The sequence below is a fragment of the Candidatus Solirubrobacter pratensis genome (assembly GCF_000425945.1).
Classification (GTDB): domain Bacteria; phylum Actinomycetota; class Thermoleophilia; order Solirubrobacterales; family Solirubrobacteraceae; genus Solirubrobacter; species Solirubrobacter pratensis.
The window spans coordinates 742,908-762,408 of record NZ_KE384480.1; the positions used below are offsets into that span (position 1 = coordinate 742,908).

Consider the following 19,501-nt stretch of genomic DNA (forward strand, 5'->3'; position numbering starts at 1 on the left):
GGCTACCAGGCCGGCGTGGCGGCCGGATCGGCGGCGGCGGGCTCGGCCGGAGCGGCGGGCGTCGCGGCCGCGGCCGCGGCGGGCGCCGGAGCCTCGGCGGGAGCGGGAGCCGGAGCCGGAGGCGCGGGGGCCGGAGCGGGGGGCGCGGGCGCCGGAGCCGGAGGCGCCGGAGCGGGAGCCGCGGGCGCCGGAGCGGGAGCCGCGGGCTTGGGAGCGGGAGCGGCGGGCTCGGACTCCGCGGCGGCCGGCTTGGGCGCAGCCTCCTCGGCCGGAGCCGGAGCCGGCGCGTCGGGGGCGTCCGCCTCAGGCGCCGGGTCGGAATCGGCCGGCGGCGTCTCGGACGTCGGCTCGGGCGCGCTGGTGGGCTGGTCGGGCGCCGGGGCGGAGACCTCGGGCGCCTGCTGCTCCGGAGCCGGCGCGGGCGCGGGATCGGCCGGCGTCGTGCCGTCGCCGACGGGCGCGGGCGGATCGGCCGGCGTCTGCGGCGTCTCGACCGGAACCTCGGGCGTGGCGGCCGGCGCGTCGGGCTGCGTCGTCCCGGGGTCCTCCTGCGGCTGATCGGCGGGCGGCGTGACCGACGGATCGGTCGCCGGCACCGTGGTGTCGCCGGTGTCGGTCGGCGGGGCGGGCGGCGCGGAGATCGTCTTGTCCGGAAGGCCGTCGCCGTTGGCGTCGTCGTCGCCGTCGGGAGTGCCGTCGCCGTCGGTGTCCGCGTTCCAGGCGTCGGTGCCGAGGCTCTCTTCGTCGGCGTTGGAGATGCCGTCGCCATCGGAGTCGTCGGTGCCGTCGACCACGCCGTCATGGTTGCTGTCCGCCGTGGGCAGCTGCGCATTGGCGATCTTGACCCAGACGCTTTTTGTCAGCCCGTTGCCGACGTCGGCATTCCCGTCAGTTGGGTCGGACGGATTCATGCCCTGGGTCGGCTCGACGAAGTCGGGCGTGCCGTCCTGGTCGGTGTCGGTTATGTCCGGCGGGTTGAAGCCGGGGGTCGCGAACTGCCCGCTGTCCGTCGAGGGGGACGCGTGGACCTCGATGTTCGTCGACCTGCGCTGCACGCGCGGCCGCTCGTTCGCCGAACCGCCGCCACCGCCGAGCGTGATGCCGCCGGTGCCGAGGACCGGCGATCCCGCGGGAGTGCTCAGCGTCAGGCCGGCCAGCGCCGTCGCGCCGCCCGGGAGCGGCGTCGCCGTGCCGGCGGCGCCCTTGCCATTGCGCACGGGAGACTTCCCGCGAGGAGCCTTGGCGATCGCCGGATGAGCCAGCTTCGCGGTCCCCGCCTGCTCAGACGCCTGCAGCCCCGAGGGCCAATCCTTCCAGCCGACCAGCGGCGCGGCGAGCGCGCCCAGGCCGAGCGTGCCGGCCACCAGGCCGGTGGCGACGGTGCCTGCGAGACGAAGGTCTCCCAGGGCCGAAGGGCGCGTCGTGCGCGCTATCTGTGCCCTCTGAATGTCAGTGTCCAACATGATCTGGCTTCCCCTTCCGTGGCCAGTGTCGGCATGTTGTACGGGTTCCATTAGCCCGGTTCGACGAGATTGAGCCGATTGAAGCTGTTCTGGACGAACGTTTGAGCATCCTGCAAAACGGCTGGTTGCAGCCGACTTCGAGAACTTGAGACTGGGACCGGAAAACGGACCTCTGTACGAGGCGGGCGAATCGTCGTCGTCCGTGGGGCGCGGCCCCGCCCCCCTGGCGGAGCATTCGAACGTCGACGCGCACACCCAATCAGAACGGCGGCCTCACGTAAAGGCTGGCGCGTCGGCGGTACCCGCGCAATCAGGGGAGCAACCCAGATCCGGCACCGCGCGCGCGGTCGCCTACGCGGTCGTGCGGCGCGTGTTCGAGCAGGACGCGTGGGCCGACCGGGCGCTGCACGGCGAGGCCCGGCGACTGCGCCTCGACGCGCGCGAGCGCGCGCTCGCGACGCAGCTCGCGTACGGCACGGTCCAGCGCGCCGCGACGCTCGATCACGTGATCGAGCGCCTGTCCCGGCGGCCGGCGGCGAAGCTCGACCCGCCGGTCCTCGCCGCCCTGCGCCTCGGCGTCTTCCAGCTCGTCTTCCTCGATCGCGTCCCGCCGCATGCGGCGGTCAGCGAGTCCGTCGAGCTCGCCAAGGCAGACGCGCCGCGCGGCGCGGGGCTCGTGAACGCCGTCCTGCGGCGCGCCGCGCGCGAGGCGCGCCGGATCGTCGCCGCCCTGCCCGACGCGACGCCCGAGCAGGCTGCGCTCAAGCACTCGCACCCGGAGTGGATCGCACGGCTGTGGTTCGACGCGCTCGGCCCTGACCAGGCGCGCGCGCTGATGGAGGCCGACAACCGCCCCGCGGAGGCGGTCCTGCGTCCCAACGCACTGCGCACGACCGCAACGGATCTTGCAGCGCGCCTGCCCGCGCACGTCGACGGCGAGGCGCTGATCCTCGACGCGCCGTTCGACGCGTTCTCGAGCCCCGAGTGGGAACAGGGCCTGTTCATGCCGCAGTCGCGCGCGGCGATGGCCGTCGCGCGCGCGCTCGCACCGGCGCCCGGCGAGCGCGTGCTCGACCTGTGCGCCGCGCCCGGCGGCAAGACGACCCACCTCGCCGAGCTGATGCGCAACGAAGGCGAGATCGTCGCGGTCGAGCGCCACGCCGGCCGCGCCGAGGCACTGCGCCGCACCGCGCGCCGCATGGGCGCGAGCATCGTCGAGGTCCGCACCGGCGACGCGTCGCAGCCGCAGGAGCGCGAGGCGTACGACCGCGTGCTCGTCGACCCGCCGTGCTCGGACCTCGGCACGCTCGCGTCGCGACCCGACGCGCGCTGGCGCAAGGCCGGCCGGCCGCAGGCGCTGCAGGAGCTCCAGAGCCGGATCCTGGCGGCCGGAGCGGAGGCCGTCCGCCCGGGCGGTAGCCTGGTCTACTCCACCTGCACGATCTCGCCCGCCGAGAACGAGCGCGTCGTGGAGGCCTTCCTGGCCTCGCACGCGGAGTTCGAGGCGAGCGACCTGACACGTGACGTGCCGGCGTGGAAGCATCCCACCATGCCGCTCGCCCTCCAGACGCTCCCACACCGCGACAGGACCGACGGCTTCTTCATCGCGAGGCTGACCCGCCGGTGACGACCCCCGACGTCGATCTGGGGGCAATCTGCCCCTCCTGCCACGAGCCCTGGCTGCGGCCGACCAACCTCCCGGGCCGCTACCGCTGCGTGAACTGCCTGCAGCGCTTCGAGCTGCGCTCCGTCTGCCCGAACTGCGGCGAGCACTCCACGATCGTCCGCATGTCCAACACCGCGCTGTACATCTGCGGCCACTGCCAGGCCTCGATGCTGACGCCGATCTGATGCGCGAGCCGCTGAAGGGCGTCGCGCCCTCGATCCTCGCCGCCGACTTCGGCCGCCTCGCCGAGCAGGTCGCGACCGTGCTCGCGGGCGGCGCCAAGGTCATCCACGTCGACGTGATGGATGGGCACTTCGTCCCGCCGATCACGATGGGCCCGCTCGCCGTGGAGGCGATCGCCGAGCAGGTCCATGCCGCCGGCGCGGCCGTCGACGTGCACCTGATGATCGAGCGCCCCGAGCGCCAGATCGAGGCGTTCGCGCAGGGCGGCGCGGACTCGATCACCGTCCACGCCGAGGCGACCCCGCACGTGCAATACGCGCTGCAGTCGGTGCGCGACGCGGGCTGCCTGGCGTCGCTGGCGCTCAACCCGGGCACGCCGGTCGAGGCTGCAAGCGAGCTTGCCGGGGACCTCGACATGGTCCTCTGCATGACCGTCAACCCCGGCTGGGGCGGCCAGCGGTTCCTCGAGCATTCGATCGCCAAGCTCGAGCGCCTGCGCACGCTGCTCGGGCCGGATCCCGCGATCGAGGTCGACGGCGGGATCGACACGGAAACCGCGCGGCGCTGCGCCGCGGCCGGTGCCACGGTGTTCGTCGCCGGCACCGCCGTGTTCGGCGCCCGCGACCCTGCCCAGAAGGTCAAGGAGATCGGCGCCGCCCTCACCGGATGAGCGGGGCTTCAGCACATGTACGGCCAGCCGTATGTGAAGGAGTCCCTGCGCTGACGAGAATCGTGAACGTGGACTGCACCGTCCTCATCGTCGACGACCACCCCTCCTTTCGCGCAAGCGCACGCGTGCTGCTGGAGTCCGAGGGCTTCCAGGTCGTCGGCGAGGCGGTCGACGGCGCCAGCGCCGTGACCGAGGCGAACCGGCTCCGCCCCCAGCTCGTGCTCCTGGACGTGCAACTCCCGGACATCGACGGCTTCGACGTCGCGGCGCGGATCACGGGTCATCCTGACTCGCCCGCCGTGATCCTCGTGTCGAGCCGCGATTCGTCGGACTTCGGCCCGCTCGTGTCGCGCTCCGGCGCGCGCGGCTTCGTGCCGAAGGCCGAGCTGTCCGGTGAGCGCGTCCAGGAATTGCTCCTTTGAGCTCGCTCAACCGCGCGCTGGCGATGCTGGCGCTCGCCGCCCTCCTGCTGGGGCTGCTCGGCGCTGCGCTGATCCTCGGATCCGACCACCTGGACCACCGCGGGGCGATCGCCGCGCTCGGCTTCGCGATCGGCGCGGCCTGGATCGGCACCGGCCTCTACGTCTGGTGGCGGCGCCCGGAGAACCGCTTCGGCGCGCTGATGACGTGGGTCGGCTTCGCGTGGCTGCTGAACGCGTTCACCGCGGCCAACGGCGCGGCCGTCTTCACGCTCGCGGTGCTCCTCTCGAACGTCTACCTCGCGGCGTTCCTGCACCTGCTGCTCGCCTATCCGGACGGGCGCGTGTCGAAGCCGTCGCGCCGGCGGTTGGCGGCCGGCGGCTACGCGATCGCGATCCTCGGCCCGGTCCCGGCGCTCATGTTCGGGTTCAACGAGAGCAACCAACAGTGCCGCTGCCCGAACTCGGTGATCGACGTCTCCGACAGCGTGACGCTCGGCAACGCGCTCGACGCGGCGGTCAACGCGCTCGCCGCGGGCATCGTCGTCTACGTGCTGTGGGTGCTGATCGAGCGCTGGCGCGACGCGACGGCGCCGCAGCGCCGCGCGATGGCGCCGCTGCTGTGGTCCGGCGTCGCGCTGATGGTGCTCGTGGCCGGCACGTTCAGCGCCACGACCGTCACGGGCGGCGGCAACGTCTCCAACGCGCTCGCGCTCGCGAGCCAGGTCGTGTTCGCGTCGGTGCCGTTCGCCTTCCTGCTCGGCGGGTTCCGCACCCGCGTCATCCGCGCCGACGCGGTGGGGGCGCTGCTCCGGAGGCTCGGCGACGCGCCGGGCACGGACGGCCTGCGCGGGCTGCTGGCCGACGCGCTCGACGACCGCGCGCTGCAGCTCGTCTACTGGATCGACGAGCGCTGGGTGGACCGCAAGGGCCGGCCCGCCGAGCTGCCGCGCCGGGGCGACCCCGATCGGGCGTGGACGCCGGTCGAGCTCGACGGCCGCCGCGTCGGCGCGATCGTGCACGACGTGAGCCTGTCCGAGACGCCGGAGATCGTGGACTCGGTCGCCACCGCCGCGGGCCTCGCGGTGCAGAACGAGCGGCTCGAGGCGGCGCTCAGCGCGCGGCTGGAGGAGCTTCACGCGTCCCGCGCCCGGATCGTCGAGGTGGGCTTGGCCGAGCGCCGGCGGCTCGAGCGCAACCTGCACGACGGGGCGCAGCAGCGGCTCGTGGCGCTCTCGCTGACGTTGCGGATGGCGCACGGCAAGATCCGCGACGCGCCCGAGCAGGCCGAGACGCTGGTGGCGGCCGCGCAGGAAGAGCTGACCAGGGCGCTCGAGGAGCTGCGCGAGCTGGCACGCGGGATCCACCCCGCGGTGCTGTCGGATCGCGGACTCCAAGCCGCCGTCGAGGCGCTCGCCGTGCGCTCGCCGCTGCCGGTCCGGGTCGTCGAGGTCCCCGGCGAGCGGCTGCCGGAGCCGGTCGAGGCGGCGGCCTACTTCGTGATCGCCGAGGCGCTCACGAACGTCGCCAAGTACGCCGACGCGAACGAGGCCACGGTGGCGGTCCGGCGCGCCGACGGGCACGCGCTCGTGGAGGTGCGCGACGACGGCAAAGGTGGCGCGGATCCGGCCCGCGGCTCGGGGCTGGAGGGGCTCGCCGACCGCGTCGGCGCACTCGATGGATGGCTATCGCTCGACTCTCCACCCGGTGCGGGAACTATTCTCCGAGCCGAGATCCCCGTATGACTTCCCCCGAAGCCCCACTGAAGGTCGTCGTCGCCGAAGACTCCGTGCTCCTGCGCGAGGGTCTATGCCGCCTGCTCGAGGACTCGGGCTTCAACGTCGCCGGCCAGGCCGGCGACGCCGAGGACCTGATGCGCAAGGTCGGCGCCCACAAGCCCGACGTCGCGGTGATCGACGTGCGGATGCCACCGACGCACACCGACGAGGGGCTGGTCGCCGCCCGCCGCATCCGCGCCGAGCACCCGGGCACCGGCGTGCTCGTGCTCAGCCAGTACGTCGAGGAGGCCTACGCGCTCGACCTGCTGTCGGAGTCGACCGAGAGCACGGGCTACCTGCTCAAGGACCGGGTGGCCGACGTAGACACGTTCACCGACGCCGTGCGCCGCGTCGCCGGCGGAGGGTCCGCGCTGGATCCGGAGGTCGTCGCCCTGCTGCTCGGCCGGCGCCGCCGCGAGGACCCGCTGGAGGGGCTGACGGCGCGCGAGCGCCAGGTGCTGGGCCTGATGGCCGAGGGGCGCTCCAACGCGGCGATCGCCGAGGCGCTGGTCGTCACCGAGCGCGCCGTCGAGAAGCACGTCACGTCGATCTTCTCCAAGCTCGATCTTGCGCCGACGGTGGAGGACCATCGCCGCGTGCTGGCCGTGCTCGCATACCTGCGGGCGGCGTAAAGCTCCGGTCAACCCCACCCCGGCCCACATGCGGGCCGAACGCGGCGCGGTCGCGCGACGGGCGATGCTGCGCACATGAACATCGTCTCGACGGCGGACCTGCGCCGCACCTACGGCGAGGGCGAAACCGCGGTGCACGCGCTCGCCGGCGTCACGCTGTCCTTCCCCGCCGCGCAGTTCACGGCGATCATGGGCCCCTCGGGCTCGGGCAAGTCGACGCTCATGCACCTCCTGGCCGGCCTGGACCGGCCGACGTCGGGCTCCGTGGTGATCGACGGGCAGGAGCTCTCGACGCTCGACGACGCCGGCCTCACGCGCCTGCGGCGCGACCGGCTCGGCTTCGTCTTCCAGGCCTTCAACCTCGTGCCGGTCCTGACGGCGCTGGAGAACATCACGCTGCCGCTCACGCTCGCCGGGCGCAAGCCGGACCAGGCATGGCTGGACCAGCTGATCGAGACCGTCGGGCTGGGCGACCGGCTGACGCACCGCCCGGCCGAGCTCTCGGGCGGCCAGCAGCAGCGCGTCGCGGTGGCGCGTGCGCTCGTACACCGTCCCGCGGTGCTGTTCGCCGACGAGCCGACCGGCAACCTGGACTCCCACTCCTCCGAGGAGGTCCTCGGGCTGCTGCGCCAGGCGGTCGACGAGTTCGGCCAGACGGTGATCATGGTCACGCACGACGCGCAGGCGGCCGCGGCGGCGGACCGGCTCGTGGTCCTCAACGACGGCCAGGTCGTGCACGACGGCGCGGGCCAGGACGCCGAGGGCGTGCTCGATCTCATGAAGGCGGTGGCGTGACGTGGGCAAGGTCGCGCTCCGCGGCCTGCTGACGCGCAAGCTGCGGTCGGTCCTGACGGGCTTCGCGGTCGTCGTCGGCGTCGCGTTCGTCGTCGGCACGCTCGTCTTCACCGACACGATCGACGCGTCGTTCAAGAACCTCTTCGAGCGCGTCCAGAAGGGCGTCGACGTCTCCGTCGAGGCCCAGCAGCCCGTCAAGGCGGACTTCGAGTCGCCGCCGACGATGCCGGCCTCGGCGCTGGAGAAGGTCAAGGCCACGCCGGGCGTCGACGTGGCCGAGGGCGGCGTCAGCGCCGACGGCACGCTGCTCGACGACAAGGGCAAGCCGATCAAGTCCAACGGCCCGCCGACGCTGATCGTCTCGGTCTCGACCGTGAAGCGCTTCCAGGCGCTCGACTACAAGTCGGGCGGGGCGCCGCAGTCGGCGGACGAGGTCGCGATCGACCGCGGCACGTCGAAGAAGTACGGCTTCCAGGTCGGCGACACCGTCACCGTGCAGGGCGGCGACGCGCCCGCCAAGCGCTACCGCGTCGCGGGCGTCGCGACCCTCGGCGACCGCGACAGCCTCGGCGGCTCGCGGTTGGTCGCGATGACGCTGCCGGAGGCGCAGCGGGTGACGGGCCACGACGGCTACGACTCGATCTCGGTCTCGACCGGCGACGCCAACGGCGTCAAGGCCGCGCTCAGGCGCGACCTGGGCCGCGCCTACAACGTCCGCACCGGCAAGGAGGCGGCCGAGCAGCAGGCGCAGGACCTCTCCGACGCGCTCGGCTTCCTGCGCACCGCGCTGCTGGTGTTCGCGGGCATCGCGCTGATCGTCGGCGGGTTCCTGATCTTCAACACGTTCTCGGTCACCGTCGCCCAGCGCACCAAGGAGTTCGCGCTGCTGCGGGTGATCGGCGCCTCGCGCGGGCAGCTCCTGCGCTCGGTGTTGATCGAGACGCTCGTCGTCGGCGTCGTGGCGTCGGTCCTCGGCGTGCTCGCCGGCGTCGCGCTCGCTCCGGGGCTCGCCGCGATGCTGAAGGCGTTCGGGATCGACCTCGGGACGACGGGGCTCGTGATCAACGCCGGCACGGTGATCGCCGGCCTCGTCGTCGGCGTGCTCGCCACGATGATCTCGGGGTTCATCCCCGCCCGCCGCGCGACCCGCGTGGAGCCGGTCACGGCGATGCGCGAGAGCGTCACGCCCGGGACCGGCCCGCTGCGCCGGCGCCGCATCTTCGCCGCGCTCGGGCTCGAGGCACTCGGCATCGTGATGCTGTTCGCCGGCCTGTTCGGCGGCACCGGCTCCGGGAGCGGCGACGCGTCGCTGCTCGGGCTCGGCGCGCTGGTGATGATCTTCGGCGTCGCGCTGCTCGCGCCGGTGCTCGTCGCGCCGCTCGCGCGCGGGCTCGGCGCGCCGCTGGCGCGCCTACAGGGGCTCACCGGCGTGCTGGCGCGCGAGAACGCGATCCGCCAGCCCCAGCGCACGGCCGTGACGGCCGCCGCGCTGATGGTCGGCCTCGCGCTCGTCGTCTTCGTGACGATCTTCGCCGCGGGCCTGAAGGGCTCGGTGAGCAAGGTGATCGACCAGCAGGTGACCGCCGGGCTGATCGTGCAGAACCAGGACGGCTTCTCGCCGATCCCCGCGCGCATCGCCGGCGCGGTGCAGGAGCTGCCCGGCGTGGCGACGGCCTCGCCGCTGCGGCTCGAGCCGGCCGTCGTGCGCGGGAAGAGCGGGACGATCAGCGCCACCGGCGTCGACCCCGCGACGATCGGCGCGGTCATGAAGCTCAAGTGGAAGCAGGGCTCGGCCTCGACCCTGACCGGGCTCACCGACGACCAGACGCTGCTCGACGCCGACTGGGCGAAGTCGCACGACCTCGCGGTGGGCGGCACGCTGCGGCTCACGACGCCGGCCGGCAAGCCGGTCGACTACACGGTCGCGGGCCTGTTCAAGAATCAGGCGGGGCTGACGGCGCCGGTGATCGTGACGGGCGCCTCCATGCAGCGCGACTGGGCCTCCAAGCAGATCCAGTACCTGTGGGCGTCGACCGATCCTGGGACCGATCAGGCCCGGGTCGCCGGCGAGGCGCGCTCGGCGCTGCGGTCGTTCCCGTCGGCCGACGCGCTCTCGATCGGCCAGTGGAAGCACAAGCAGGAGCAGGCGCTCGACCAGCTCGTCGGGCTCGTGTTCGCGCTGCTCGCGCTGTCGGTGATCGTGGCGCTGCTGGGCATCGTCAACACGCTCGCGCTGTCGGTGCACGAGCGCACGCGCGAGCTCGGCATGCTGCGCGCCGTGGGCATGAGCCGCCGCCAGGTGCGGCGCATGGTGCGCGCGGAGTCGGTGATCACGTCGGGCATCGGCGCGGTGCTGGGCACGGTGCTCGGGGTCGTGTTCGCGGTGATCGTCTCGCGGCCGCTGGCGGACCAGGGATTCGTCTTCAGCGTGCCCGTCGGATCGCTGATCGTGTTCTTCGTCTTCGCGGCGATCGCGGGCGTGCTGGCGGCGATCCCGCCGGCGCGCCGGGCGGCGAAGGTGGACGTGCTGCGGGCCGTGACGACCGAGTAAGCGGTTTCGCCATCCGGCCACCGGCGATTTCGCCGGCGCCTCGCCGCCCGCGACCTCCGGCCGGCGTCACCCAAGGAGGGCGAAACTCAATGTCATACCCTCGGGGACCGTGTTGCGGTCCCCGAGGCTCCCGTACGTCCTGGTCCTGGCGATCGTCGCGCTGTCGTTCGGGCTCAACGCGCGCAACGCGGCGAGCCCGCGCTCGGCCTACCAGTCGGCCGACGAGCGGGCATACGGCAAGCTCGCGATCGACATCGCCGACGCCCACCGCTACGGCGCCGGCATGCGGGAGCCGCTGCACTGGCCGCCCGGCGCGCCCGTGCTGTTCGCGATCGGCCACAAGCTCTTCCCGGGCGCGGCCGACGCCAAGCGCTACGACATCCGCGCCGCCTACTGGGAGCAGGCGCTGCTCACGACCGGGACGACGGCGCTCGCCGCGATCCTCGCCTGGCTGCTCGCCGGGCCGTGGGCGGGCGTGGTCGCGGGCGCGATCGTCGCCACCTACCCGCCGCTGATCGGCGCCACCGGCGACCAGCTCTCCGAGCCCCTGGGCGCGTTCCTGCTGATCGGCGCCTTCACCGCGCTCGCCTTCGCGTACAAGCGCCGGGCCGGCCCCTGGCGGTGGGCGGCCGCCGGCGCGCTGTTCGCACTGGCGATCCTCACGCGCACCGACCTGCTGCCGCTGCCGTTCCTGCTCGCGGGGCTCGGCGCGCTGGTCCTCGTGTGGCGCGCGCGGGAGGTTCGCCCTCTGGGCCGGCACTGGCGCCGCGCGCTGCTCACCTGGGGCGCGCTCGCGGCCGCCACCGTCGTGGTGCTGGCGCCGTGGACGATCTACGCCTCCGCGAAGGAGGGCAAGCTCGTGCCGGTCACCAAGGGCTCGGCGGCGGCGCTGTTCGTCGGGACCTATCTGCCGGGCGGCGGCACGACGGTGGGGATGAAGATGGCGCTCGAGCCGGAGCTGCGCCGCCGCCACCCCGAGTACGACGGGATCAAGACGTACAAGATCCCCGCCGCCGACGCGCTCGAGCTGTTCGCGGAGAAGCACCCGGGGCTCTCGCGCGACGCCGCGCTGCAGAAGGAGGCGCGCCACAACCTCGTCCACTACGCCACGACGCAGCCGGTCGAGTTCCTCCGCATGGCGTTCAGCAAGGCCAAGCGGATGTGGTTCTTCTACTACCGCGGCGGCGGCGTCCACTACATCTCGAGCGTCGCGCGCGGCTGGCAGATCTTCCTCGTCGTGGCCGGCACGCTCGGCCTGCTGGCAGGGCTGTGGCGGCGCCGCGACCCGGTCGTCGGCGCCGTGCTGCTGACGGTCGCGCTCTCGACCGCGGTGCACGCGATCGTGGTCTCACAGGCGCGCTACAACCTGCCGCTGATGCCGTCGCTGGTCGCGGCGGGGGTGGCCGGGTGGTGGCTGGCGCTGCGGCGGCCGGCGCAGCGCACGGTGAACGTGCCGGGCGACGACGACTCGCCCGTGGACACGGGCACCAAGGCGCCGCCGAGCCCCGCGCGCGCCGTGTAGTCCTCCTCCGGCGTCAGGCGGCGGTCTCGATCACCGACGCCGGCTTCGGCAGGCGGCGCGCCAGCGCGCGCAGCCCGCGGGACACGCGGGCGCGGGCGGTCTGCTCGGACACGCCGAGCATGAACGCGACCTCGGCGTAGCCGTGCTCCTCGACGATCCGCAGCTCGACGGCGCGCCGCTGATCCTCCGGAAGCGCCGCCATCGCGTCGCGCAGCGCCGGCACGAGCTCGCCGATGCCGGCGAGCTGCTCGATCCGCTCGATCTCCGGGTCGCCGAGCTCCGGCGCCCCGAGGCCGATGCGCGCGAGCGCCACCCGCTCGATCCTGCCGTCGCGCCAGAAATGCGACAGCTCGCTGCGCGCGATCGAGAACAGCCAGCTCTGCTCCTGCTCCGCCGAGCTGCCGCGGAACTGGTGGCGGCGCTCCAGCGCGGTGGCGAACGTCTCCGACAGCAGGTCGAAGGCGGCGTCGACGTCGAGCACTCGCCGGACGAGGAAGAGCAGCACGCGCTCCGCGTAGGCGTCGTAGAACTCGGCGAACGCGTCCGGGTCGTGCCGCGACCGGGCGAGCATGCTCGAGGAATCGCGAGATGTGGGCAATCGAGAGATCACGGGGCGCTCAACAAGCCTAACCCGGTCAAACGGATCGGCCCTGCGGCTTACGGCGCGCTCGAGCGGCGGCGGGGCGATCCGTCACGCGGCCGTGTCACAACTTTCCGCCTCGCGGCTCGTATTGCCGGTGCGCCATGCTGGGCATGGTCCAAGGAATCTGGCCGGATGAGCCCACTCATCCGCCGCGGGCGCCGGGCGCGGCAACCGCGGGTGGCGCACCACCCTTCCGGTACACGGCCGCGAGCAGGGCGCACAAGAGCGTCGCGGCGCCGAGGTAGCCGACCTCCGCGCGCGTCAGCTCGCTGCCGACCACCGGCAGGAGCATCCAAGCCACGAATGCGACCGCGCTGACGAGCCACGCGGCCGCCGCGGCGCCCGCGTGATCGCGCGCCAGCGCCGCCTGATTGAGCGTCCCGGCGGCGAGATGCGCGCCCATCCCGAGCGCGACCGCGGCGAGCCCGAGCCGGCCGTAGCTGGCGGCGTCGTCGAACAGGATCCCCATCGCGAACGGCCCGAGCACGAGCAGGCCGAGCGCCACGGCGCCCGCGAAGCCGGCGATCACGAGGATCGTGAGCCGGATCGCGCGGTCGAACTGCTCGCGCCCTTCCGTCGCCTCCAGGCCGGCGAGGTGGGGCAGCAGTGACCCCTGGACCGCCTGGAAGAGCTGCAGCGGCGCGCGGGCGATCAGCAGCGCGTTGAAGACGTAGCCGGCGACGGCGGCGTTCGAGGCCGTCGCATTGACCGTGAGCACGCCGGCGTTGAGCAGCGTCTGCTCGGCGGCCATGATCGCCAGCACCGCGACGGCGAAGCGCCCGCCGCGCGCGAGGTCGAGCTCTTCCTCATCGGGCTCCGCCGCCGCCGTCACCTTCGCCCGGCGACCGGCCCTCCGGCGCTCTGAGGGATTTCCTGACGGCGCCCGCGAGAACGCCAGCGGCACGACGACGAGCGAGACGAACGGCGCGGCCGCCATGCCCATCGCGACCACGTTCTGCCCGGACGCGATCCCGACCGCGACCGCCACCGCGAACAGCAGCCGCGTGGTCGCCTCCATGAACACCAGGCCGCCGTAGAGCGCGAACCACTGGTGCCCGGCCAGCCAGCCGCGCGCGAAGTAGCTCGCCGCGTAGGCGAGCCCGCCGGCCACCAGCACCCAGTACAGCGCCGAGGAGCCGTCGAACAGCCGGTCCTCGATCGTCGTCCGCAGCGCCAGCGCGATCACCAGGAACGCCGACGCGAAGCCCGCCTGGATCAGCAGCGGCGTGCGCATCGGGTGGCCCGTGTGCAGACCGCGCGCCCGCCGTCCGGCGATCGTGCGCGAGAGCAGCTGCTCGATCGGCCGGTAGATCACCGAGACGATCACGAACAGGACCGACCACAGCAGCGAGATGTACTTGTAGTCGACGTCGTTGAGCGCGTAGGACGCGACCGAGAAGTACGCGAACGTGACGACCCCGGTCGACGCGATCCCGATCGACAGGATCTTCGCGCCGGCCCCGTACCCCTTGCGCTCGGCCGCGGCCTCCTGGGCCGCGGCGGTCATGCGCGGACGAGGAGCATCGTCCACGGGAACGGCGAGCGGACCTCCTCGACCGTCCCGTGCTGCGAGAGCAGTTCGACGAACGACTTGCGCGACCAGTGGTTGAGGTGGCCCGGCGTGTTCCCGAGGTCCTTCAAATACGCGCCGCGTGCCATGTTCAGGCCGCGCCACAGCGGCTCGCGGGGGACCGAGACCAGCAGGTGGCCGCCGCGCGCGACGCGCGCCATCTCGGCCACGGTGTCCTCGGGTTGCGGCACGTGCTCGAGCACCTCGATCGCCGATGCGAGCTCGAACTCGCCGTCGCCGAACGGGAGGTTCTCGGCCTTCATGATCCGGTACTCGAGGTTGGGAGCCTGCCGCTTGGACCACTCGGCCTGGATCGCCGGGTCCTCGAGGTCCACGCCGACGATGCGGCCGTCGCGCAGCCGCTCGGCCCACTTGTGCGTCAGCACGCCCTCGCCGCAGCCGACGTCCAGGACAGAGCGCGGCGAGGCCTTCGCCCACAGCTCGTCCAGCGTGCGCTCGAAGCCCGCCATCAGCTTCTTGACGACCGGGTTGGTCGAGCCGTACTTGTCGTACGTGTTGCCGGTGACCGTGCCCTCGGCGTCGCGCGTGATGGTCGTGCTCATAGTTCGACGGCCTCTCGTTCCTCGGTGCGTCCCTTGCCGCCGGCGCGCGCGCCGGTCGTCGGCTCGTGGCTCGACGTCGCGCCCGGCTCGTAGTGCGAGGGCGGGACCTCGAGCTCGAGCTCGATCCTCCGCACGCGCTCGAAGACGCGCTGCAGCATGATGCGCTGGCCGCTCAGCAGATCGCCGATCACGCCGAGCGCCCCGAGCACGACGCCGGCGTTGAACAGCACCGCGCCGAGGATCAGCGACTGGACGTGACCGGCGCCCTCGCCCTGGATGAACGCGACCAGGAAGCGGATCCAGACGGCGAGCGCGGCCAGCATGACGACGGCGGCCGCGGTCATGAACACGCGCAGCGGCTCGTACATCGAGTAGATGCGGAAGATCGAGAGCCCGTTGCGGCGGACGTAGGACCACATCGACGGGAACAGCCGCGACTCGCGCGTCTTGGCGTTCGTCCGGATCGGCACGTGGTCGACCGCAACGGTCATCTTGCCGGCCTGGATGATCGTCTCGAGCGTGTAGGTGAACTTCGAGACGACCTGCAGGGCGAGCGCGGCCTCGCGGTTGTAGGCGCGGAAGCCCGACGTGGCATCCGGCACCGTGGTCGTCGACGCCTGGCGGACGACCCACGACCCGAAGCGCTGGAGCGTCTTCTTCAGCGGCGAGAAGTGCTCGATCGTCATCACCTGGCGGTCGCCGACGACCATGTCGGCGTCGCCCGCGACGATCGGAACGACGAGCTTCGCGATGTCGGGCCCGTAGTACTGGTTGTCGGCGTCGGTGTTGACGATCACGTCGGCGCCGAGCTTCAGCGCCGCGTCCAGCCCGGCCTGGAAGCCGTTGGCCAGGCCCTTGTTGGACGTGAGGCGGACGATGTGGTCGACGCCGTTGGCGCGCGCGACGTCGACGGTGCGGTCGGTCGACCCGTCGTCGATCACGAGCCACTCCACGACGTCGAAGCCGGGGAGCTCGCGCGGCAGGTCGCGCAGCGTGACCGGGAGCGTCTGCTCCTCGTTCAGGCAGGGGATCTGGATGATCAGCTTCATCAGGCCGGCATGAGACGGTACCGCGCCGTGCGGCGCTCAGTACGACGGGCGCGTCATCCTTGTGCGTCGAATGGAGGGCTCCACGCTCACCCGGCCGGTCTCCCCGAACGGCACCGCGGCCACGCCGGCGCCTGCGCGCGACCGCGGGCAGAGCCTCGCGCGCATCGCCTTCGGGCTGCTGTGCCTGGGCGTCCTCACCGGGTTCTTCGTGTTTCCCACGTACCCGGTCTACGACTCCTACTACTCCCTCCTGTGGGGCCGGGATCTCCTGCACGGCCACATGCCGGTGTTCGACGGGTTCCGCTATCCGACCGAGCACCCACTCTCGATCCTCTTCGGCGCGGCGCTCTCGCTGTTCGGCAGCGCCGGCGACCGGCTCTGGGTCCTGCTGATCTTCGCGACGTTCCTGGCGCTCGTGGCCGGCGTCTACCGGCTCGGCCGGATCGCCGCGACGCCGCTCGTGGGCGCGATCGCGGCGGCGCTGCTGCTGACGCGCTTCGACTATCCGTTCCTCGCCGCCCGCGGCTACATCGACATCCCCTACATGGCGCTGGTCGTGTGGGCGGCGGTGCTCGAGGGCACCAGGCGCCGGCGCGGGACGCCGGTGTTCGTCCTGCTCGCCGCGGCCGGCCTGCTGCGGCCCGAGGCGTGGATGCTCGCGGGGCTCTACTGGCTCTGGATGGCGTGGCACGCGACCTGGCGGGACCGCATCAAGTACGCCGTGCTGGCGGCGATCGGGCCGGTCGTGTGGTGCGGCGTGGACGCGATCGTGACCGGCGATCCGCTGTTCAGCCTGCACTACACGAGCTCCTCGGCCGAGGACCTGGGGCGCCAGCGCTCGCTGTCGGAGCTGCCGGCGGCGGTGCCCACCTTCTTCCAGGACCTGGTCAAGCCGCCGGTGCTGCTCGCCTCGCTCGCCGGCATCGCGCTGGGCGTCGTGATGGCGCCGCGCCGGATCGTGATGCCGGCCGTCGTCGTGGTCTCCGGCCTGGTGACCTTCGTCGCGCTGGCGGTCGCCGGCGCCTCGGTGATCGAGCGCTACCTGGCGGTCTCCGCGCTGGCGCTGATGGTGTTCGCCGCGATCGCGCTCGGCGGCTGGACGATGCTCGTCCCGAGCCGATTGCGGACCGCGTGGATGGTGGGGTCCGGCCTGGTCGTCGTGCTCGGCGTCGCCTTCACGGCGACGCACCTGAACCTCTCGCGCTTCGACAACGAGCTGCGCTTCCGGGGACAGGCGCACGACGACCTCACGCAGGTCCTGAAGGACCCCAAGGTGCAGGCCGGGCTCGAGTGCGGACCCCTAACGGGTCCTAACCACAAGATCGTCCCCGACTCGCGCTGGATCGCCGGGCTGGGCGACGGCGACGTGCTCGCGCGCGCCTGGATGTTCCGCATCCGCCAACAGGAGGCGGACTTCAACGCCGGCAAGCAGGACGTGAAGAAGCCGTCGGCCGCCGACCTCGCGACCGTCGCGGGCGCCGAGCGCAAGGGCGTCGCGATCGTCGTCACGAGCCGCTTCGCGATCTTCAAGCACGCGTGGACGGACACGAGCGACGACGCGCTCATCCAGGTCCCGCCGTCGGGCTTCACGCGCGTCGCGACGTCGAGGTTCTACGCCGCCTATGTCCGTTGCTGAGGCGACGCGCCCGCGACTGCGCGCGCGGGCGCGAATCCGCTGGTGGCCGCTCGCGCTCGGCGGGCTCTTCCTCGGCGCGCTGATCCTGCGGCTGGTCGGCTACGAGACCGGCCTCCCGTACGTCTACAACGCCGACGAGAACAGCCACTTCGTCCCGCACGCGGTCGGGATGTTCGGCCACAGCCTGAACCCGGACTACTTCGTCAACCCGCCCGCCTACACGTACCTCGTCCACGCGCTGTACCTGCTCCGCTGGGGCAGCGACCCGGCGACGGTCGGCGGCGCGTACGCGGCCGATCCGACGACGGCGTTCGCGATCGCGCGCGCCGCGTCCGGGACGCTCGGGGCCGCCGCGGCGGTCCTCACCGCCGTCGCCGCCGCGCGGCTGTTCGCCGACCGCCGCGCCGGCATCGTCGCCGGCGCGCTGCTGGCCGTCGCGTTCCTGTTCGTCCACTACAGCCACTTCGCGCTCAACGACGCTCCGACGCTCGCGCCGCTGGCGCTCGCCCTGGTCGGCGTGGCGGGGATCTACCGGACCGGGCGCACGCGCGAGTACCTGCTCGCCGGCGCCGCCCTCGGCGTGGCGATCGCGACCAAGTACACGGCGGGGATCCTCGTCGTGACGATCGCCGCCGCAGCGCTCGCTTCGCCGGTGCCGCAGCCGCGCCTACGCAACCTCGCGATCGGCGCCGCGCTGTGCTGCGCGGGCTTCCTGCTCGCCAACCCGTACGCGCTGCTCGACCATCACGCCTTCATCGACGGGCTGCAGAAGCAGACCGACACGGCGGCCGGGGACGAGGGCGGCAAGCTCGGGCTCGCGAACAGCTCCGGCTGGATCTACTACCTCGGGACGTTCGGCTGGGGCTTCGGCTGGCTCCCGGTCCTCGCGGCGCTCGGCGGCGGCGTCGCGCTCGTCGTGCGCGACCGCCGGCTCGCCTGGGTCCTGCTGCCCGCGCCGCTGCTGCTGTTCCTCTACCTCGGCCAGCAGTCGCGCTTCTTCGCGCGCTGGATGCTGCCGATCTACCCGCTCCTGGCCATGCTCGCCGCCTGGGGGCTGATCGTCGCGCTGCGGCGGATCCGGTTCCGCTGGGCGCTCGCGGCCGGCGCCGTGCTGCTGTGCCTGCAGGGGCTCGTCTACTCGATCCACAACGACCGGGTGCTGGCGCGCGCGGACACTCGCCAGCTCGCGCGCGACTGGATGGTCGCCCACATCCCGGCTCGCAGCAAGGTCGTGGTCGAGCCGATCGCGCCCGACCAGTGGGCGGCGGACGTCGGCTTCTTCAACCCGGCGACGAGCAGCGGCAACCGCTGGAACAAGTTCCGCACCTCGCGCTCGCAGTACGACAACGCCGGCAACCGGATCCGCGGCGCGGCCCGCGTGGTCAAGCTCGAGGACTACGAGCGCATCACGCGCCCGGACCTGGTCGAGTCCTACCGCAAGGGCGGGTACTGCTGGGTGATCACCGGCTCGACCCAGTTCGGTCGCGCCTACGCGGACCCCGAGGAGGTCCCGCGCGCCATCCGGTACTACGACGCGCTCGAGCGGGCCGGCGACCTCGTGTACGAGACCAAGCCGTACGGGAAGGCGACCACGCTGCCGTTCTCGTTCGACTACTCGTTCAACTACTACCCGCTGTCCTACGAGAGACCGGGACCGGAGATCCGGATCTACCGTCTGAGAGGATGCGACCGATGAGGCGCGTCCTGCTCGCCGCCACCGGGCTCGCGGTCGCCGCCGTCGCGGTCCCGAACGTGCTCGTCGCGGTGGGCGGGAGCGGACCGGTGACGAGCGACCCGCGGCAGGTACCGCACGCGCAGGCCGCGCTCGTGCTCGGGGCGCAGGTCAAGCCCGACGGCACGCCCAGCGACATGCTGTTCGACCGCGTGCGCGCCGCCGAGGACCTCTACCGCGCCGGGCGCGTCGACAAGCTGCTGCTGTCCGGCGACCACAGCCGGGCCGACTACGACGAGGTCGGGACGATGCGCCGCATGATGCTCGCCGACGGCATCCCGGCGCGCGACATCTTCACCGACCACGCCGGCTTCGACACGTGGGACTCCTCCCAGCGGGCGAAGCGCGTGTTCGGCGTCACGGACGCCGTCGTGGTGACGCAGCGCTTCCACATGGCGCGGGCGTTCTACGACGCGCGGCACTCGGGACTGAACGTCACGGGCTTCGCCGCCGACCGGCGCGACTACGGGCACGTGATGCGCAAGCTCGAGGTCCGCGAGGCGGCGGCCCGGATCAAGGCGGTGGCGGACGTGGTGACCGGTGCGAGCCCGCGCTTCCTCGGCGCGCGGATCCCCATCTCCGGTGATGGACGGGAAAGTTGGGGCCCGCCCGTCCCTTGACGTCGCGTC

Annotated in this window: 17 protein-coding genes; 12 read left to right on the forward strand and 5 right to left on the reverse strand. The window is 72.8% G+C overall.

Annotated elements, in window-relative coordinates; all coding sequences use genetic code 11:
* Nucleotides 1-2 precede the first annotated feature (2 nt).
* Nucleotides 3-1,364 (reverse strand): hypothetical protein, encoded by a 1,362-nt coding sequence (locus H958_RS44205; RefSeq protein WP_028061085.1) that lies wholly within the window; start codon nt 1,362-1,364, stop codon nt 3-5.
* Between the two features lie 301 nt (nt 1,365-1,665).
* Here H958_RS44205 and rsmB point away from each other — a divergent pair, with 301 nt between their 5' ends.
* The 9 genes from rsmB (at nt 1,666) to H958_RS0128095 (ending at nt 11,679) form a co-directional block, all read left to right on the forward strand.
* A complete protein-coding gene (gene rsmB / locus H958_RS0128055) occupies nt 1,666-3,090 on the forward strand; it encodes a 16S rRNA (cytosine(967)-C(5))-methyltransferase RsmB (RefSeq protein WP_255325462.1) in 1,425 nt (474 codons plus the stop codon).
* The gene (locus H958_RS0128060; protein WP_028061087.1) at nt 3,087-3,314 is read left to right on the forward strand and encodes a YfgJ family double zinc ribbon protein; all 228 of its coding nucleotides are present in this window, start codon (nt 3,087-3,089) and stop codon (nt 3,312-3,314) included. Before rsmB ends, H958_RS0128060 begins: the two co-directional genes overlap by 4 nt.
* Nucleotides 3,314-3,982: a ribulose-phosphate 3-epimerase gene (gene rpe, locus H958_RS0128065; protein ID WP_037411526.1), complete on the forward strand. Its 669-nt coding sequence runs from the start codon at nt 3,314-3,316 to the stop codon at nt 3,980-3,982. Before H958_RS0128060 ends, rpe begins: the two co-directional genes overlap by 1 nt.
* A gap of 68 nt (nt 3,983-4,050) precedes the next feature.
* The gene (locus H958_RS0128070; RefSeq protein ID WP_037411528.1) at nt 4,051-4,404 is read left to right on the forward strand and encodes a response regulator; all 354 of its coding nucleotides are present in this window, start codon (nt 4,051-4,053) and stop codon (nt 4,402-4,404) included.
* The gene (locus H958_RS0128075; protein WP_051324906.1) at nt 4,401-6,146 is read left to right on the forward strand and encodes a sensor histidine kinase; all 1,746 of its coding nucleotides are present in this window, start codon (nt 4,401-4,403) and stop codon (nt 6,144-6,146) included. The genes H958_RS0128070 and H958_RS0128075 overlap by 4 nt, the downstream gene beginning before the upstream one ends.
* Complete coding sequence (locus tag H958_RS0128080) at nt 6,143-6,811, forward strand: response regulator transcription factor (protein WP_037411529.1); 669 nt, start codon at nt 6,143-6,145, stop codon at nt 6,809-6,811. The genes H958_RS0128075 and H958_RS0128080 overlap by 4 nt, the downstream gene beginning before the upstream one ends.
* Before the next feature lie 75 nt (nt 6,812-6,886).
* Nucleotides 6,887-7,606, forward strand: a complete 720-nt coding sequence (locus tag H958_RS0128085) for an ABC transporter ATP-binding protein (protein WP_028061092.1) — start codon at nt 6,887-6,889, stop codon at nt 7,604-7,606.
* A gap of 1 nt (nt 7,607) precedes the next feature.
* The gene (locus H958_RS0128090) at nt 7,608-10,157 is read left to right on the forward strand and encodes an ABC transporter permease (protein ID WP_028061093.1); all 2,550 of its coding nucleotides are present in this window, start codon (nt 7,608-7,610) and stop codon (nt 10,155-10,157) included.
* A gap of 109 nt (nt 10,158-10,266) precedes the next feature.
* Nucleotides 10,267-11,679, forward strand: coding sequence for a hypothetical protein (locus H958_RS0128095; RefSeq protein ID WP_156028339.1), 1,413 nt, complete (start codon nt 10,267-10,269; stop codon nt 11,677-11,679).
* Between the two features lie 13 nt (nt 11,680-11,692).
* Here the strand turns inward: H958_RS0128095 and H958_RS40925 are convergent, their stop codons facing one another.
* The 4 genes from H958_RS40925 to H958_RS0128115 all read right to left on the reverse strand — a co-directional run bounded on the left by H958_RS40925 (nt 11,693) and on the right by H958_RS0128115 (nt 15,504).
* On the reverse strand, nt 11,693-12,250 hold the full coding sequence (locus H958_RS40925) for an RNA polymerase sigma factor (RefSeq protein ID WP_051324907.1): 558 nt from the start codon (nt 12,248-12,250) through the stop codon (nt 11,693-11,695).
* Nucleotides 12,251-12,464: 214 nt separating this feature from the next.
* A complete protein-coding gene (locus tag H958_RS0128105) occupies nt 12,465-13,829 on the reverse strand; it encodes a lipopolysaccharide biosynthesis protein (RefSeq protein ID WP_028061095.1) in 1,365 nt (454 codons plus the stop codon).
* Nucleotides 13,826-14,455 carry a class I SAM-dependent methyltransferase gene (locus tag H958_RS0128110; RefSeq protein WP_028061096.1) on the reverse strand — a complete coding sequence of 210 codons (630 nt, stop codon included), beginning with the start codon at nt 14,453-14,455 and terminating at the stop codon, nt 13,826-13,828. The genes H958_RS0128105 and H958_RS0128110 overlap by 4 nt, the downstream gene beginning before the upstream one ends.
* Nucleotides 14,452-15,504 (reverse strand): glycosyltransferase family 2 protein, encoded by a 1,053-nt coding sequence (locus tag H958_RS0128115; RefSeq protein ID WP_028061097.1) that lies wholly within the window; start codon nt 15,502-15,504, stop codon nt 14,452-14,454. Before H958_RS0128115 ends, H958_RS0128110 begins: the two co-directional genes overlap by 4 nt.
* 70 nt (nt 15,505-15,574) lie before the next feature.
* On the opposite strand from H958_RS0128115, the gene H958_RS0128120 reads away from it, so the two are divergent.
* The 3 genes from H958_RS0128120 to H958_RS40935 are packed head-to-tail and all read left to right on the forward strand — an operon-like array spanning nt 15,575 to nt 19,492.
* Complete coding sequence (locus H958_RS0128120) at nt 15,575-17,140, forward strand: hypothetical protein (RefSeq protein ID WP_028061098.1); 1,566 nt, start codon at nt 15,575-15,577, stop codon at nt 17,138-17,140.
* A complete protein-coding gene (locus H958_RS40930) occupies nt 17,127-18,836 on the forward strand; it encodes an ArnT family glycosyltransferase (protein WP_037411531.1) in 1,710 nt (569 codons plus the stop codon). The genes H958_RS0128120 and H958_RS40930 overlap by 14 nt, the downstream gene beginning before the upstream one ends.
* Complete coding sequence (locus H958_RS40935; RefSeq protein WP_196807599.1) at nt 18,833-19,492, forward strand: SanA/YdcF family protein; 660 nt, start codon at nt 18,833-18,835, stop codon at nt 19,490-19,492. The genes H958_RS40930 and H958_RS40935 overlap by 4 nt, the downstream gene beginning before the upstream one ends.
* Nucleotides 19,493-19,501 lie beyond the last annotated feature (9 nt).